The organism is Kluyvera sp. NPDC087067 (genome assembly GCF_044745165.1).
In the GTDB taxonomy this organism is placed as follows: Bacteria; Pseudomonadota; Gammaproteobacteria; order Enterobacterales; family Enterobacteriaceae; genus Kluyvera.
Genome location: NZ_JBIUZS010000006.1, coordinates 266,780 through 281,259, shown reverse-complemented (window position 1 = coordinate 281,259; position 14,480 = coordinate 266,780). Strand labels below are relative to the sequence as shown.

Annotated in this window: 14 protein-coding genes; 7 read left to right on the top strand and 7 right to left on the bottom strand. The window is 54.4% G+C overall.

Annotated features, from left to right (window positions below; genetic code table 11):
- The first annotated feature begins 5 nt into the window (after window positions 1-5).
- A complete protein-coding gene (locus ACIPDS_RS16900; RefSeq protein WP_400738171.1) occupies window positions 6-329 on the top strand; it encodes a hypothetical protein in 324 nt (107 codons plus the stop codon).
- A gap of 357 nt (window positions 330-686) precedes the next feature.
- On the opposite strand, the gene ACIPDS_RS16895 is transcribed toward ACIPDS_RS16900, so the two are convergent.
- Entirely contained in the window at window positions 687-968 is a 282-nt protein-coding gene (locus tag ACIPDS_RS16895) for a YjcB family protein (protein WP_166516508.1), read from the bottom strand.
- 255 nt (window positions 969-1,223) lie between these two features.
- On the bottom strand, window positions 1,224-1,553 hold the full coding sequence (gene soxS / locus ACIPDS_RS16890) for a superoxide response transcriptional regulator SoxS (protein ID WP_062778051.1): 330 nt from the start codon (window positions 1,551-1,553) through the stop codon (window positions 1,224-1,226).
- 87 nt (window positions 1,554-1,640) lie between these two features.
- Here soxS and soxR point away from each other — a divergent pair, with 87 nt between their 5' ends.
- The 3 genes from soxR to ACIPDS_RS16875 all read left to right on the top strand — a co-directional run bounded on the left by soxR (window position 1,641) and on the right by ACIPDS_RS16875 (window position 5,673).
- Window positions 1,641-2,099 carry a redox-sensitive transcriptional activator SoxR gene (gene soxR / locus ACIPDS_RS16885; protein ID WP_400738166.1) on the top strand — a complete coding sequence of 153 codons (459 nt, stop codon included), beginning with the start codon at window positions 1,641-1,643 and terminating at the stop codon, window positions 2,097-2,099.
- Between the two features lie 383 nt (window positions 2,100-2,482).
- Window positions 2,483-3,832, top strand: coding sequence for an NCS2 family permease (locus tag ACIPDS_RS16880; RefSeq protein WP_166516510.1), 1,350 nt, complete (start codon window positions 2,483-2,485; stop codon window positions 3,830-3,832).
- A gap of 194 nt (window positions 3,833-4,026) precedes the next feature.
- The gene (locus tag ACIPDS_RS16875) at window positions 4,027-5,673 is read left to right on the top strand and encodes a Na+/H+ antiporter (RefSeq protein ID WP_400738162.1); all 1,647 of its coding nucleotides are present in this window, start codon (window positions 4,027-4,029) and stop codon (window positions 5,671-5,673) included.
- Between the two features lie 92 nt (window positions 5,674-5,765).
- Here ACIPDS_RS16875 and ACIPDS_RS16870 read toward each other — a convergent pair whose 3' ends face one another.
- Window positions 5,766-6,650: a LysR family transcriptional regulator gene (locus ACIPDS_RS16870; protein WP_400738159.1), complete on the bottom strand. Its 885-nt coding sequence runs from the start codon at window positions 6,648-6,650 to the stop codon at window positions 5,766-5,768.
- 102 nt (window positions 6,651-6,752) lie between these two features.
- On the opposite strand from ACIPDS_RS16870, the gene ACIPDS_RS16865 reads away from it, so the two are divergent.
- On the top strand, window positions 6,753-7,163 hold the full coding sequence (locus tag ACIPDS_RS16865; protein WP_166516513.1) for a CidA/LrgA family protein: 411 nt from the start codon (window positions 6,753-6,755) through the stop codon (window positions 7,161-7,163).
- Window positions 7,156-7,845 carry an LrgB family protein gene (locus tag ACIPDS_RS16860; RefSeq protein WP_400738156.1) on the top strand — a complete coding sequence of 230 codons (690 nt, stop codon included), beginning with the start codon at window positions 7,156-7,158 and terminating at the stop codon, window positions 7,843-7,845. Before ACIPDS_RS16865 ends, ACIPDS_RS16860 begins: the two co-directional genes overlap by 8 nt.
- A gap of 139 nt (window positions 7,846-7,984) precedes the next feature.
- Here the strand turns inward: ACIPDS_RS16860 and ACIPDS_RS16855 are convergent, their stop codons facing one another.
- The gene (locus tag ACIPDS_RS16855; protein WP_400738153.1) at window positions 7,985-9,262 is read right to left on the bottom strand and encodes an ABC transporter substrate-binding protein; all 1,278 of its coding nucleotides are present in this window, start codon (window positions 9,260-9,262) and stop codon (window positions 7,985-7,987) included.
- Window positions 9,263-9,370: 108 nt separating this feature from the next.
- A complete protein-coding gene (locus ACIPDS_RS16850; protein ID WP_400738150.1) occupies window positions 9,371-10,666 on the bottom strand; it encodes a Gfo/Idh/MocA family protein in 1,296 nt (431 codons plus the stop codon).
- Window positions 10,667-10,713: 47 nt separating this feature from the next.
- Between ACIPDS_RS16850 and ACIPDS_RS16845 the strand changes: the two genes are divergently transcribed.
- Window positions 10,714-12,291 (top strand): hypothetical protein, encoded by a 1,578-nt coding sequence (locus ACIPDS_RS16845; protein WP_400738148.1) that lies wholly within the window; start codon window positions 10,714-10,716, stop codon window positions 12,289-12,291.
- Window positions 12,292-12,500: 209 nt separating this feature from the next.
- Here ACIPDS_RS16845 and actP read toward each other — a convergent pair whose 3' ends face one another.
- Both actP and ACIPDS_RS16835 read right to left on the bottom strand, forming a co-directional pair.
- Window positions 12,501-14,150 (bottom strand): cation/acetate symporter ActP, encoded by a 1,650-nt coding sequence (gene actP, locus ACIPDS_RS16840; RefSeq protein WP_400738145.1) that lies wholly within the window; start codon window positions 14,148-14,150, stop codon window positions 12,501-12,503.
- Window positions 14,147-14,461 (bottom strand): DUF485 domain-containing protein, encoded by a 315-nt coding sequence (locus tag ACIPDS_RS16835; RefSeq protein WP_166516518.1) that lies wholly within the window; start codon window positions 14,459-14,461, stop codon window positions 14,147-14,149. The genes actP and ACIPDS_RS16835 overlap by 4 nt, the downstream gene beginning before the upstream one ends.
- Between the last annotated feature and the right edge of the window lie 19 nt (window positions 14,462-14,480).

Sequence of the window (14,480 nt, the reverse complement as noted above, 5' to 3'; positions counted from 1 at the left end):
GGTGTATGAGTAAAAATTGCTATCTGATGTTGTTGTTATTACTTTCAAATGAATCATTGTCTGGAGTTATGGGGGATGGGAAAATTTTCTTGAGTAACCTTGACTCTTCTGCTTTGTTTTGTGTAATGAGTGCTTTTCCTGACGGGAAAAGAATTGAAAAATATAAAATAAATATAGTTGATGAAGGTCATGTATTAAATGTTGCTATATATGAGAGCCCGCAGTTAGATGATGGTAATTTTATGGGGGGAGGGGGTGTGTCATACATATATGAATATGATAAAAAGGATAAGTTATGCCATTTAACGAAAAAGAAATGGATGAGGTGAGTTGTTAACTTATTAGTGGGTTTAATGCCGGTAGTGGATGTTGAAAATATGTTGTTTTATATTATTAATGTTTACTTCAAAAATACAACTACAGAAAAATTATGAATGGTAAGAAATTTATGGTTTATAAGATATAATTGACTAAAAACAGTATTACTATAAACCAGTGTCCTTGGATGTGAGTTGATGGCTACTAAGATGGTGATACGGAGCTACTTATGGCCAGTAAAATTTACAGACATGACAATTTAATCTATTGCCTTATTTATCTAAGTATGGGAAAGGATTATCTGGTTGTGACCAACGAATACTGGCATAAACCCTGATGAACCAGGGTTTCAGCAGTCTCATCAGCACTCAATACATCGGCACCGGCCATTCAGGCGGCGCATGGCTCATCACTTCAACCATCACATCTTTAATGTTATTAAAGATGGTCGCAATATCCACCATCGTAATCCCCAACAGGCCCGTCGCGAACCAGCAGGCAGCGGCGACGCCCAGCATCCCGCTTATCACCGCCAGCCCGGCGTAGTCTGATTTACGAAGTTGAATTTTCAGGGTACTGGCAATGAACATCAGTACTGCGCTGGTTAACGGCCAACGGAGCAGCGCGACGCCTGCGGTAATAGAAACCATGAAACCTTATCCTCAGAGATAAACAAGACATTGCCCTGACAGCGCGATGTTTACTGAGGCACGAGGCGCTCTGGCTATCTGAAGGCATCAAAATGAGATGAAACACTGTTTCTGTTTCATTCTATTTTGTGAACTATATCACGTTTGATGTTTTATTCACCAGAGGCAGGCGCAGGATTTTTGTCAGCTTATTCACTGCGTAAAACGGTGGGAAGGATGCTGTCGCGCCATGGGCAACGACAGCAAAAAGTAGAGTTAAGCGGAAATCTGGTGACGATACGCCGTTGGCGTGCGGTCGAACTCGCGGCGGAACACGCGGGAGAACGTCTGTTGCGAGACGTAACCCAGATCCATCGCGATATCAAAGATGGGGCGCTGGGTGGTGCGTAGCGCTTCCGCCGCAAGCAGCAAGCGCCGCTGACGAATGTAATCGCCCAGCGTTTGATGCATCACGGTGCGGAACATCCGTTGCAGATACCACTTCGAATAGCCGGATTTTTTGGCCACGATATCGATATTAAGCGGTTGCTCGATATGTTCATCTATCCATTCAATAAGCGTCTGAATAATTTCCCGATGGGACATAAGGCTCTCCCCGTTGTCTATTTTCGCGTCGATTTCTGTTCTGTGGGCGAGTATAATTCCTCAAGTTAACTTGAGGTAAAGCGGATTATGGAAAAAAAATCGACGAGAATAAAAACGCTGCTTTCGCCGGGTGAAGTAGCGAAACGAACTGGCGTTGCGGTCTCGGCGCTGCATTTTTATGAAAGCAAAGGGTTGATTCGTAGCACGAGAAACAGCGGCAATCAGCGGCGCTATAAGCGTGATGTCTTGCGTTACGTGGCGATTATCAAAATTGCCCAGCGGTTAGGGATCCCGCTCAGCACCATCGGGGAATCGCTGCGCGTTCTGCCGGAAAACCACACGCTGGGGCCAAAAGACTGGAAGCATTTTACGACCCAATGGCGCGAAGAACTCGATAAACGTATCCACGCCATGGAAGCGCTGCGCGACCAGCTGAACGGCTGCATCGGTTGCGGCTGTATGTCATTGCGCGACTGCCCGTTGCGTAACCCGGGCGATAAATTAGGTGAAGAGGGTACCGGCGCGCGTCTGTTAGAGGACGAATAACTTGCGACATTTATGCCACAGAAATGTTGCCATATTGCGCATTAACGATAACGTTTGCGCATGGGTTGGTGAATTCTTCATCGGCAATCGTTAATTTTGATAAAGCACGGCAAACTTCTGTTGAAAAAGAGGGTATAAAAGCCAGATAATCGTTTGCCTCGAATTTTCGGACGCATCTTACGTCGAAAACCACAGGCTCACCTCATTGCGCAAACGCACAAATGAGGAATTCCGATTATCGTTTTGTCTGCGCGGAGTTAATCGTTTGCTTTTTGTGGCTCCCCTATTGCCGCAATGTAGCACAAGGAGATGACGCTTAACTGGCAGTGGATGTTCCACCACGCAGACGAACGAATGATAAAAACTCTCAGGGGATGTTTTCTATGTCTACGCCTTCAGCGCGTACCGGCGGTTCGTTAGACGCCTGGTTTAAAATTTCTGCACGTGGTAGCTCCGTTCGTCAGGAGATTGTTGCCGGTCTTACGACCTTCCTGGCGATGGTGTACTCGGTCATTGTGGTTCCGGGTATGCTGGGTAAAGCGGGCTTCCCGCCAGCCGCGGTCTTTGTGGCGACCTGTCTGGTCGCTGGCGTGGGTTCGATCGTTATGGGGCTGTGGGCAAACCTGCCTTTAGCCATCGGCTGCGCCATTTCACTGACTGCCTTCACCGCCTTTAGCCTGGTGCTGGGTCAGCAGATTAGCATCCCGGTTGCTCTGGGTGCGGTCTTCCTGATGGGTGTGCTGTTTACCATTATTTCTGCTTCTGGGATCCGTAGCTGGATTTTGCGCAATCTGCCGCAGGGCATTGCGCACGGCACCGGTATCGGTATCGGTCTGTTCCTGCTGCTCATTGCCGCAAACGGCGTGGGGATGGTTGTTAAAAACCCGATTGAAGGTCTGCCGGTTGCGCTGGGCAAATTCGATAGCTTCCCGGTTATCATGACGCTGATTGGCCTGGCGATCATTATCGGACTGGAAAAACTGAAGGTGCCGGGCGGGATCCTGCTGACCATCATCGGTGTTTCCATTGTTGGCCTGATTTTCGATCCCAACGTGCACTTCTCTGGCATCTTCGCTATGCCATCCCTGAGCGATGACAACGGCAACTCGCTGATCGGTAGCCTGGATATCATGGGCGCCCTGAACCCTATCGTGCTGCCAAGCGTGCTGGCGCTGGTAATGACGGCGGTATTTGATGCCACCGGTACTATCCGTGCGGTGGCCGGTCAGGCAAATCTGCTGGATAAAGACGGCCAGATCATCAACGGCGGCAAAGCGCTGACCACTGACTCCCTGAGCAGCGTGTTTTCCGCAGTTGTCGGTGCGGCTCCAGCGGCGGTGTACATTGAATCCGCAGCGGGCACGGCGGCTGGCGGCAAAACCGGTTTAACCGCAGTGACCGTTGGCGTCTTGTTCCTGCTGATCCTGTTCCTCTCTCCGCTGTCTTACCTGGTTCCAGGCTACGCGACCGCTCCTGCGCTGATGTACGTCGGCCTGCTGATGCTGAGCAACGTGGCGCGCATCGACTTCAATGACTTCGTTGATGCCATGTCTGGCCTGATCACGGCGGTGATGATTGTGCTGACCTGTAACATCGTTACCGGCATCATGATTGGCTTCGCGACGCTGGTTATCGGTCGCGTGGTTTCCGGTGAATGGCGCAAACTGAACATCGGCACCGTGATTATTGCGGTGGCACTGGTTGTATTCTATGCCGGTGGTTGGGCGATTTAATCGACCATCGTTGTACAGAGAACCCGCCAACTGGCGGGTTTTTTGTTTGTCATCCTGAAGCAGTACGTACCAACACTTTTTTTCTATTTTCAGCCACTTCTTGTTTGCTTTTGCGTTACTCTGGAGACCGTATAATAAGAAGCACGACGCTTCATGTTTTGAATAATTGTGACAACGCAGCAAACAGGGAACGCATGGAAATATTCTTTACCATACTTATTATGACCCTTGTGGTTTCGCTCTCCGGGGTGGTGACACGCGTACTGCCCTTCCAGATCCCACTTCCTTTAATGCAAATTGCCATCGGTGCCATGCTGGCATGGCCGACATTCGGTTTGCATGTTGAATTCGACCCCGAACTGTTCCTCGTACTGTTCATCCCGCCGCTGCTGTTTGCGGATGGCTGGAAGACGCCCACGCGCGAGTTTATTGAGCACGGCAGGGAGATCCTCGGGCTAGCGCTGGCGCTCGTGCTGGTGACGGTCGTCGGGATTGGCTTCCTGATTTACTGGATTGTTCCGGGCATTCCGCTGATTCCGGCGTTCGCGCTGGCGGCTGTGCTCTCGCCAACCGATGCGGTTGCGCTCTCCGGTATTGTCGGTGAAGGGCGCATTCCGAAAAAGATCATGGGCATTTTGCAGGGTGAGGCGCTGATGAACGACGCCTCCGGCCTGGTGTCGTTGAAGTTTGCCGTCGCGGTGGCGATGGGTACGATGATCTTTACCGTTGGCGGCGCCACGGTTGAGTTCCTCAAGGTGGCGATTGGCGGCATTCTGGCGGGCTTTGTGGTCAGCTGGCTGTACGGTCGTTCCATGCGCTTTTTGAGCCGCTGGGGCGGTGATGAACCGGCCACCCAGATTGTACTGCTGTTCCTGCTGCCGTTTGCTTCCTACCTGATCGCTGAACATATCGGCGTTTCCGGTATCCTGGCGGCGGTGGCGGCGGGGATGACCATCACCCGTTCCGGCGTGATGCGCACCGCGCCGCTGGCCATGCGTCTGCGTGCGAACAGCACCTGGGCGATGCTGGAATTCGTGTTTAACGGCATGGTCTTCCTGCTGTTAGGTCTGCAACTGCCGGACATCCTGCAAAGCTCGCTGGTGGCCGCTGAGGCCGACCCGAATGTTGAAACCTGGATGCTGTTTACCGATATCATCCTGATTTATGCCGCGCTGATGGTGGTACGTTTTGGCTGGCTGTGGACGATGAGCAAATTAAGTCAGCGTTTCCTGAAAAAGAAACCGATGGAGTTTGGTTCGTGGACCACGCGTGAACTGCTTATCTCGACGGTTGCCGGGGTACGTGGGGCCATTACGCTGGCGGGTGTGCTGTCTATCCCGCTGTTGCTGCCGTCCGGTGACGTTTTCCCTGCGCGTTATGAGCTGGTGTTCCTGGCCGCGGGCGTGATTCTGTTCTCGCTGTTTGTTGGCGTGATTGCGCTGCCGATTTTGCTGCGCCATATCGAATCCACCGACAACGTTCAGCAGCGCAAAGAAGAACGTTTAGCGCGGGCGGCAACGGCGGACGTGGCGATTGTTGCTATTCAGAAAATGGAAGAGCGTCTGGCGGCCGACACCGAAGAGAATATTGATAACCAATTGCTGACCGAGGTCAGTTCGCGCGTTATCGGTAACCTGCGTCGTCGCGCCGATGGGCGAAATGACGTCGAAACCTCGATGCTTGAGGAGCAGCTGGAACGCCGCTTCCGTCTGGCAGCGCTGCGCTCTGAACGCGGCGAACTGTATCACCTGCGCGCAACCCGGCAAATCAGTAACGAGACCTTGCAGAAGCTGCTGCATGACCTCGACCTGCTGGAAGCGCTGTTGATTGAAGATGCCTAGTGCCGAGTAATTCCCGGCGGCGCTGCGCTTGGCCGGGCTACAACCCTGTAGCCCGGGCGAGGCGTTTGCGCCGACCCCGGGGCAGTTCGGCACTACTCCGGCAACGTAAACCCTTCACAGCACTTCAGCCACGCCTGGGCGCTGTGCGACAAATACACCCCTTCCCGCCAAATCATTCCCAACTGCCAGCGTAGCTCGCTTTCCAGCGGCAGCCAGCACAGCGTTTTTGCATCCAGACGGCGGCAAATCGGCTCTGGCAAAATGGCCACACCAACGCCCGCCTGCACCATCGCCGCGAGAAAATCCCACTGCCCGCTACGCACGGCAATCCGTGGTTTGACATCGTGACGCGCAAACAGCTGCATCAACTGGCGGCTCAGCGCAAAATCTTCGTTATAAATCAGCAGGGGATGGGCAGCGAGCTGCTGCGGTGATACCGAGGTTTGCTCAAGCCACTCCCCGGAACGTGGCACCAGAACGCACAGCGGATGGCTAAACAGCAGCCGGGTGGTGAGCGCTTCCTCTTCTTCCACCGGCAGCGCGGTCATGGCTAAATCCAGCTCGCCGTTCATCACCGCCTGCTGAACGGTCAGGCCGCCAAATTCAGATATTTTGAGTTCAACGCCGGGATAGCGCTGGCGAAACAGGCTAATCGGCCCGGCCATCAACATGCCAACCATTGGCGGGATCCCTAGCCGCAGCACGCCTTTATTGAGATGATTGATATCGCTAATCTCGGCTTCCAGCTGCCGAAATTGATCAAGAATCGCCAGCCCGCGCTCAAACACCACTTGTCCGGTATCGGTCATCAACAGCTTACGACCGTTGCGGATAAGTAAGGTGCAATTCAGCTCATCTTCCAGATTTTTGAGCATCTTACTGATGGTCGGTTGCGTCACGAAAAGCTTCTCCGCCGCGCGGGTAAAGCTCTGCTGACGAACCACTTCCACAAAGTAGCGCAGCGTTCTTATGTCCATGATTATGCCTCTAAACTATGCTACCGATGAGTTTAATTCATTTCTGTCATCATCGTGGCGTCACTATACTGTGCGTCTGTGATTTTTTCTGGACATCCCTCCATGGCTGAGGCCTTAGGGCGCGTCGTGCCCTCCGTTTTAAACCGTCTGCAGGTGCCGGTACAGGTATTGCTGTATGCAGGACTGTTTGTTTTTGCTGAATATTTAGTGAGCTGGTTGAACCTGCCGCTGCCTGCCAATCTGGTCGGTATGGTGCTGCTGCTGGCGCTGATTGTCTGTCACATCGTGCCGCTAAAATGGGTTCGCGCGGGGTCACGCTGGCTGCTGGCCGAAATGCTGCTGTTCTTTGTTCCGGCGGTGGTGGCGGTGGTGAACTATGCGCAATTGCTGATGATTGATGGCTGGCGGATTTTCCTGGTGATTGCCTTGAGCACGATGATGGTGCTGGGTGCGACGGCCTGGGTGGTTGACCGGGTGTATCGCTTTGAGATGAAACGGATGCGCCATGACTAACTTTCAGCTGAGCATCGCGTGCCTGGGGATTACGCTGGTGCTCTACTTCGCCAATAAACGTCTGTATCGACGCTTTCGTAAGCTGCCGCTGATGCCGCTGGTTCTGACCCCGGTGCTGCTGGTATTGCTGCTGGTATTTGGCCACATATCCTACCAAAACTACATGGGAGAAGCCCACTGGCTGCTGTGGCTGCTGGGTCCCGCGACAATCGCCTTTGCCGTTCCGGTGTATGACAATCTGGCGATCATTAAGCGCCACTGGATGTCGCTTTCTGCCGGAGTCGTCACGGCAACGGTGGTGGCGGTGACCAGTTCGGTCTGGCTGGCGCGGTTGTTCACGCTGCCCGATGAGATCCAACGTAGCCTGGCGGTGCGCTCTATCACCACGCCGTTTGCGCTGGCGGCGGCGAAATCGCTCGGTGGACAGCCGGAGCTGGTGGCGCTGTTTGTAGTGGTGACCGGTGTGTTTGGTATGGCGATTGGCGACGTGCTGTTTTTACGTCTGGCGATACGCGAAGGGATGGCGAAGGGCGCGGGCTTTGGTGCGGCGTCGCACGGTGCTGGCACCGCGCGCTCCTACGAGCTTGGCCCGCAGGAGGGCGTTGTTGCCAGCCTTGTGATGATGCTCTCCGGCGTGGTGATGGTGCTGGTGGCACCGATGGTGGGCTGGCTGATGTTCTGAGCCGCCTTCTGCCGGGTGGCGCTGCGCTTACCCGGCCTACAATGATGCTACCCGTAGGCCTTAAAGCTGCGCGCCATCAGGCAATACCCGGCCCACGATGATGCTGCCGTAGGCCTGATAAGCTGCGCGCCATCAGGCATTACCGGTTCAACCGTCGCACAATCCTCTCCACCTGCTGGCGGAATTCTGCCGCGACCTGCGCCGTCGTCAGCTTACCCTGATCGAGTTTTTCTCGGGCCGAAGTAAACTGATCGATAACCTGTAAATCTTCAATATAGGGCGTTGCAATTGCGCTCGTGTGCAAGGTTTGCGCCTGCCGTAGCCCGGCAACCACCGGATCATTTGGGTCAATCACCCCTTTCTCGGTGAGCAGCCTTTCCGCCGCTTTGCTGAGCGGAATGCCGCGCTCCAGCCCCAGCGCCTCTACCGACTGCGGGTCGTTTAATAAGAAGTTGACCAGCATCGCCGCCTCTTTCGGATGTTTGGTGGATTTCGCCACCGAGAACATCTGCGCCGTTTTAAAGTAAACGCCGGATTCCTCACCCGGCTGCATCACGTAGTCGCCCAGCACCAGTTTGGCCGGTGGCGTCATGTTATTGGCGAACATACGAATGGTGATATTCCACGTAAACAGACCGCCCCATTCGCCTGCTATCCACGGCTTCATCTCATACAGATTGCCTTTACCGTAGGAGGAGAGGGTTTTTGGCGACGGCACAATATGCTCGTCGCTCAAGCGCTTCACAAAGCTGAACGCGTCGACCCACTGCTCCTCATTCCAGGTAAATTTCCCGTTGCTGTCGAACATCGGCTTTTGATATTTCTGCATCATCCAGGCGTTTAGCAGCAAAATCACGTCCTGATCGACCATGCTGTACGGATAGTAGTTGTTGCCCAGCTTTTGCTGGAAGATTTTGCCGGCGGCAAAGAATTCATCCCAGGTTTTCGGGTACGCCAGACCGGCTTTTTTCCAGGTCACGTCGTTGTAGTAAAACACCGGAGCGTTGACTGAGATCGGCAGGCCGTTGAGCTTGCCTTTAACGCTGGTGGATTGCAGGTCTTTGGCCTGATATTGGCTTAAATCGAGCTCATCTTTGAGCTTGTTGAGGTCGTAATAGCCTTCGCCATTTTTGGAAAAAATAATCAGCCACGGCCAGTTGGTTTGCATCACATCCGGCTCGGTGCCGCTGGCCATTTGGGTGGTCAGACGGGAAAGATGTCCGTCCCAACCGGTGTATTCGGCCTTCACCTTGATCTCAGGATGCGTCTTTTCAAAGGCCTCCAGCGCTTTTAACGTCGCCTGGTGGCGGCTATTGCCTCCCCACCATGACATGCGTAATTCAACGGGCTGCTGGGCCCAGACGGTGGTACAGGAAAGTAACAGTGATGCGATAACACCTGAGGCGATTTTATTCATTATGTATCTCCGGGACAGAGGCATAAATATTGTTATTAAACAGGTGAGTAACGACAAAATACTGACCATTTTTGCGGTGCGGCGTTCTGCCGCACCAGGTGAGGGCGCTTAGCGTTTTGCCAGGCGGGAAACCAGTTCAAACTCTTTGAAGTTCACTGGGCGCTGCTGCTGCATGGAGATATTACCCGCAATGCCGGTGAGGATAGACATCGCGCCCGCTCGATGGTCGGCGGCGCGCTGTAGCGGATCGTTGCCCGGTTCGCCAAACAGGTCGGCGAGCATGGCGTTGTCGCCGCCGCCGTGACCGCCCTCACCGAGGCTGAATTCCGCTTTCCACGGTTCAGCAAACATCGGGAATACGGTGATGTCGCACTGCTCCAGGCTACCTTCGTTTTCGCGTTTACCCCCGGCGTTAACGTAGGATTTCTCAACGATTTTCATCTCCAGTCGCCCTTCGGTGCCGTTAAACACCACGTTCAGTCCTTCCCACGGCAGATAAGCGTTGAGCGAGTAGGTGAGCTGCACCTGGTTTTGATACTTCACCAGCACCGACATGGTATCTTCGATGGTGATGCCGTCGCTGAACACGCTCTGGTCGCGGAAGTAGTTATCTTCATGCTCGGCGTCGAGATACAGCGCTTTAAGCTGCGCGTTGTCCGCCATGTTCAGGGCGAACGGATCGTCTTTGGCTTCGCTATAACCATGCGTGCGCGGATAGAAGCGGGAGACACCGCGCTTCTCGGCGTTCTCTTTGCCGTAGAATTGCAGGCTGCCTTCGGCGTAAACGCGCTCTGGATAGCTCGCCAGCCAGAAGTTCATCAGGTCGAAGTGGTGGGTTGATTTGTGCACCAGCAGGCCGCCGCTGTTGCGTTTTTCGCGGTGCCAGCGACGGAAATAGTCTGCGCCATGCTCGGTGTTGAGCAGCCATTCAAAGTGGACGGAGGTGACGTTGCCAATCACGCCCTGCATCAGCAGTTCGCGCACTTTGCTGTGATGCGGCGCATAGCGGTAGTTAAAGGCCACGCGCACGGTATGCCCGGTCTCTTCGATGGCGTCGAGAATACGCAGCGCGCGCTTCTCATCGATAGTCATCGGTTTTTCGGTGATCACATCACACCCTGCGTGCAGCGCCCGGACGATATAGTCATCGTGGGTGCGATCCATGGTGGTGACGATGACGATATCCGGGCGAGTTTCGCGGATCATCTCCTCAAACTGGGCCGCTTTCCAGGTGGAAACCGGTTCGGCGCCTTCTTTTTGCAACAGCGTATTGGCGTAGTTCATCCGCGTCTGGTTGGTATCGCAAAAGGCGACCATTCTGGCGTTATTACGCCAGGTTCCTCCAATTGCGGCAATATATAAACCCGCACGACCTCCCGTTCCGACCAACGCATATTTTTTCATGGCATCCTCGATTAATATATCAACATCAAAATCAGCAAGGCGACGCAATGAAACGTATTCCACATCAATTGATGGAGCTGAATAGCACTTTTATCTGGCACTGGCCCTGGTTTATTCAGGGCGTTAAAAGCGCGAAACAGCACGGTTTCACCGGTATCATCCTGCACCAACAGGAACTGCTTTCTGTTCTTGCGACGCCCTCGCCGTTAAGCCAAAAACTCAACGTCGAGAACCTTATTCATCAGCAACATTACGCGTTGCAGTATTTAAAACGGGTCGACCGTTACCTGACGGAAAATAATTTATCGTTCTGGCTGCAAGGCGAAGCCGCGCCGAGCGACGATATAATTAAGCGTAAATTTCCCGAACTGACTTTCGACGAAAAAAGCTCGCCGGATTTCTGGCAACATTTCTATGCCGCGATACTGCATCCGCTATTAGAGGGATTACCCCATCTCAGCGGGCTTATCCTCAGCCTCACCACGCCGGATTTTCAGACCGCACGTTGGCAGCAAAGCCTGCACGACGTCTGGAGCCTGTTGCGCGCCCAGGGCAAAAAGCTGGTGCTGCGCGACTACATTGATGACAGCTGGCCGCGCCAACAGCTTTCTAACCTGCTGGCAACGCTTCCCCACGACGTTCGCGCTTCGGTGAAAGCCACGGAGCTGGATTACCACCCCGGTTTTGCTAATCACCCGCACATCGCCACGCTGCCGGGGCACAAAAAGTGGATCGAATACGATCTCTTTGGCACCGGCTACGGCTGGACGGCGCTGCCGTGCTATCTCGGCGATGAAATCAGCGGTCGCTTAAGCTGGGCGCTGAGCGCCGCTGAAAACGAAATTGAAGCCATCACCTCACGCGTGAGCTGGCAGTGGCTGCCCGACAGTCGGGTTATGGACTCTGCCAACGCCATCAACCTGTTTGGCCTCTCGGCCGCCAACCGCACCGCTGATACCGCGCAGCTTTCCGCTTTCGAATGCTGGGCTGAACAACAGCAGCTTGGCTTTCGCTCCCTCCAGGACAAGCACCAACTTGCGGCCATCGTCCACGCCAGCTACGACTGGCTATGTAAAACGCCAAACTTCCTCGGGCGGCGGCTGCACTACCAAAGCCAGATCCCGGAGAGCGTGGCTCAGGCGCAGCAGCTTTTGCATATGGACACCCGCAGCGCCAACTGGATGCACGCGTGGCAGCCGCTGATGCCGACCGACGATCCCGAGCTTGGCAAAGAGCAGCGCGAGCTGGTGGCGCTGGAAAAAGAGGCCGCCTGCTTTTTAGCCTCGCGCACGGTACAAAACCTGCGTGAACTGATGCCCCGTATTACCTGTCAGAACGACTCGCTGGAGATTCTGCTCGCTGCCTGGCGCAGCGCCGAAATCTACAGCCAGATGTTTTCCCGAGTGGCTGCGGCGATGACCGATATCCTGTGGCACGAACGCTACGGCCCGCAAAGTCTGCCTGCCGACACGCTGAAAACCCATCAGCAGCAGCTGTTACGCTATATCGATACGCTGGAACGCTGGCTGGTCAATCCGCCCGACGGCGCGCCGTTATTCTTACCGCTGCTCTTAAGCCCGGAGCGGCTGAACCGTTTTGCCCTGAGCCTCAATAAGTCGCTATGAGTAAAGAATAAAAACTGTGGTGGGGATTGTCTGTAAACGTCGTAGAGGTAAAACCGGGGAACGGCGTGAAAACGGGAAAAATGTGATGGGTTTCGCGAAGGGCAGAAAAAGTGTGTGATGCGTATCGGCTTTTATCGTTTTGGTGACGTGATAAACATCACCTGAAGGCCGAAAAAATGTGATCCCCGGCCAGCGGCCGGGGAGGGTTTTTAGTGTGCGCGACCTTCGTCGATACCCAGACCGGTCTGCGAGCGGATAAACTGCGCGCGGAACTGGTTGCGTTCAAGGTTGCCCGCTTCCGAGTTATCGGTAGCTGAGAAGAACCAGATACCGACAAAGGCGATGGCAATTGAGAACAGCGCCGGATACTCATACGGGAAAATCGCTTTCTCGTGGCCTAAGATGGTTACCCAAATGGTCGGGCCAAGGATCATCAGCACCACTGCCGTCAACAGCCCCAGCCAGCCGCCCACCATCGCGCCACGGGTGGTCAACTTCGACCAGTACATGGAAAGCAGAATGATAGGGAAGTTGCAGCTGGCGGCAATCGAGAACGCCAGGCCAACCATGAAGGCAATATTCTGATTCTCAAACAGAATACCCAGCAAAATCGCGACCACGCCCAGCACCAGAACCGTAATCTTCGACACCTTCAGCTCTTCGCGCTCGGTTGCACCTTTCTTAAACACGTTGGCGTACAGGTCGTGAGAGACCGCCGACGCGCCCGCCAGCGTCAGACCGGCGACCACCGCCAGAATGGTGGCGAAAGCAACCGCTGAAATAAAGCCGAGGAACAGGTTGCCGCCAACCGCGTCAGCCAGATGCACCGCCGCCATATTGTTACCGCCGATAAGCGCGCCTGCCGCGTCTTTAAACGCCGGGTTCGCGCCGACCAGCATGATGGCGCCAAAGCCGATGATAAAGGTCAGAATGTAGAAGTAACCCATAAATCCGGTGGCGTAGAACACGCTTTTACGCGCTTCTTTGGCATCGCTCACGGTGAAGAAACGCATCAGAATATGCGGCAAGCCAGCGGTACCGAACATCAAACCGAGGCCCAACGACAGCGCGGATATCGGATCTTTCACCAGTCCGCCCGGGCTCATGATGGCAGCGCCTTTCGGGTGTACCGCCATCGCTTCGGTGAACAGGTTATTGAAGCTAAAGCCGACGTGCTTCATCACCATAAAGGCCATAAAGCTTGCGCCAAACAGCAGCAGGACGGCTTTGATAATCTGTACCCACGTGGTGGCGAGCATGCCGCCAAACAGCACGTACATCACCATCAACACGCCAACCAGTACCACGGCAACGTGGTAGTTCAGGCCGAACAGCAACTCGATAAGCTTACCGGCACCCACCATCTGGGCGATCAAATACAGCGCCACCACCACCAAAGAGCCGCAGGCGGAGAGCATACGAATCGGCCCCTGCTTGAGGCGGTAGGACGCCACGTCGGCAAAGGTATAGCGGCCGAGGTTACGCAGACGTTCGGCGATAAGGAACAGAATAATCGGCCAGCCGACGAGGAAGCCCAGCGAATAAATCAGGCCATCGTAGCCGGAGGTGTAAACCAGCGCGGAGATGCCGAGGAATGACGCTGCCGACATAAAGTCACCGGCAATCGCCAGCCCGTTCTGGAGACCGGTAATGTTGCCGCCAGCGGTGTAGTAATCGCTACGTGAGCGTACGCGTTTTGACGCCCAGTAGGTGATGTAGAGCGTCAGGAGGACGAAAATCAGGAACATGATAATCGCCTGCCAGTTGGTCGGCTGGCGCTCGACGTGGCCGCTGATAGCGTCTGCGGCGTTAGCCGCAAAAGGAAGTGTGGCGGCAAGCGCCGTCATGACTTTCTTCATGATGCTTTTACCTCGCGCAGTACGGCCTTGTTCAAACGGTCGAATTCGCTGTTCGCCCGCCACACGTAAATACCGGTCAGGATAAAGGAGATAACGATAATGCCGATGCCAATCGGGATCCCGCGCGTGACGCTGGTACCCGCATGCAACGGCGTACCGAGCCAGCCCGGGGCAAAAGCGATGAGCAAGATGAAACCGACGTAAACCACTAACATAATCAGCGATAAGAAGGTGGCAAGCCGTTGCCGTTTTTCAACCAGTTCCCTGAAATGCGCACTACCTTCTATCTGCTGACAAATTTGATCATTCATCACAGAGTCTCCAGAGGTG

Bases quoted from the DNA above. Each gene is read 5' to 3' on its own strand.
- ACIPDS_RS16860 (WP_400738156.1), top strand. From the start codon at position 7,156: ATGACTAACTTTCAGCTGAGCATCGCGTGCCTGGGGATTACGCTGGTG.
- ACIPDS_RS16880 (WP_166516510.1), top strand. From the start codon at position 2,483: ATGTCTACGCCTTCAGCGCGTACCGGCGGTTCGTTAGACGCCTGGTTT.
- ACIPDS_RS16845 (WP_400738148.1), top strand. From the start codon at position 10,714: ATGAAACGTATTCCACATCAATTGATGGAGCTGAATAGCACTTTTATC.
- soxR (WP_400738166.1), top strand. From the start codon at position 1,641: ATGGAAAAAAAATCGACGAGAATAAAAACGCTGCTTTCGCCGGGTGAA.
- ACIPDS_RS16870 (WP_400738159.1), bottom strand. From the start codon at position 6,650: ATGGACATAAGAACGCTGCGCTACTTTGTGGAAGTGGTTCGTCAGCAG.
- ACIPDS_RS16900 (WP_400738171.1), top strand. From the start codon at position 6: ATGAGTAAAAATTGCTATCTGATGTTGTTGTTATTACTTTCAAATGAA.
- ACIPDS_RS16850 (WP_400738150.1), bottom strand. From the start codon at position 10,666: ATGAAAAAATATGCGTTGGTCGGAACGGGAGGTCGTGCGGGTTTATAT.
- ACIPDS_RS16865 (WP_166516513.1), top strand. From the start codon at position 6,753: ATGGCTGAGGCCTTAGGGCGCGTCGTGCCCTCCGTTTTAAACCGTCTG.
- ACIPDS_RS16835 (WP_166516518.1), bottom strand. From the start codon at position 14,461: ATGAATGATCAAATTTGTCAGCAGATAGAAGGTAGTGCGCATTTCAGG.
- ACIPDS_RS16895 (WP_166516508.1), bottom strand. From the start codon at position 968: ATGGTTTCTATTACCGCAGGCGTCGCGCTGCTCCGTTGGCCGTTAACC.
- ACIPDS_RS16875 (WP_400738162.1), top strand. From the start codon at position 4,027: ATGGAAATATTCTTTACCATACTTATTATGACCCTTGTGGTTTCGCTC.
- soxS (WP_062778051.1), bottom strand. From the start codon at position 1,553: ATGTCCCATCGGGAAATTATTCAGACGCTTATTGAATGGATAGATGAA.
- actP (WP_400738145.1), bottom strand. From the start codon at position 14,150: ATGAAGAAAGTCATGACGGCGCTTGCCGCCACACTTCCTTTTGCGGCT.
- ACIPDS_RS16855 (WP_400738153.1), bottom strand. From the start codon at position 9,262: ATGAATAAAATCGCCTCAGGTGTTATCGCATCACTGTTACTTTCCTGT.